Annotated in this window: 1 protein-coding gene; it reads left to right on the forward strand. The window is 46.3% G+C overall.

Translation table 11 applies throughout. From position 1 onward, the window contains the following. Positions 1 to 747 (forward strand): co-chaperone DjlA (gene djlA / locus R7E78_RS24975; protein ID WP_318058453.1); only part of this gene is annotated, 747 nt, incomplete at its 5' end. Positions 748 to 937 lie beyond the last annotated feature (190 nt).

Below are 937 nucleotides of genomic sequence, written 5' to 3' on the forward strand. Positions count from 1 at the left end.
CGTTTAAGTCAAGCTGGGTTCTCTACAGGCGGCTTTGGAAAAGGACCGAGTCAGGCGCAGCGTCAGGAAGAATTCTTTAAAGCGGCGTTTGCAGTAATGGGACACGTGGCAAAAGCCAAAGGTCAGGTCACTAAAGAAGAGATCCAACTTGCGACTGCCATGATGGATCGTATGAATTTGCATGGCGAACAACGCCGTGCGGCGCAAGATGCGTTCCGCGAAGGGAAAGAGAGTGATTTCCCATTAGAAGATGTGCTGGTGCGTGTAAAAATCTCGACCGCTGGCCGTTTTGATTTGCTGCAATTCTTCCTTGAACTGCAAATTTCCGCGGCCTTTGCTGATGGAGCTATCCATCCAAGTGAACGTAATGTCCTACACAAAATTGCTCGTGGTTTAGGTTTCTCCTCTGAGCAACTAGAGCGTCGCCTGCAAATGCAAGAAGCGGCGTTCCGTTTCCAACATCAAGGTGGTTTCCATGGTCAGCAACAAGGTCAATACCAGTCGTCAGGTTGGCAGCAAGCCTCACAGGCGGATCAATTGGCCGATGCGTACAAAATTTTGGATGTGTCACCAGAGGCGGACGGTAAAACCGTTAAACGTGCTTACCGTAAGTTAATGAATGAGCACCACCCTGATAAGTTGATGGCCAAAGGTTTACCGCCAGAAATGATGAACGTCGCAAAAGAAAAATCGCAAGAAATTCAAAACGCTTACGATTTAATTAAAAAGGTAAAAGGCTTTAAGTAAGCCAAAATCTAACAAGCAAACTAGAAAGTAAAAAGGGCACTTGGTGCCCTTTTTTAGCTTTTGGGTTATCGGTGGCTAAAAGCATCTCAAGCTGAACAAAGCTGAATAAATCAGTCGGCTTGGTTCAAGTTCCAATCGTAGTCGTACTTCACCCGACCTGAAAAATGGTTGTATTGTGGCGCGTACTTTC

The organism is Vibrio sp. YT-19(2023) (assembly GCF_033337395.1).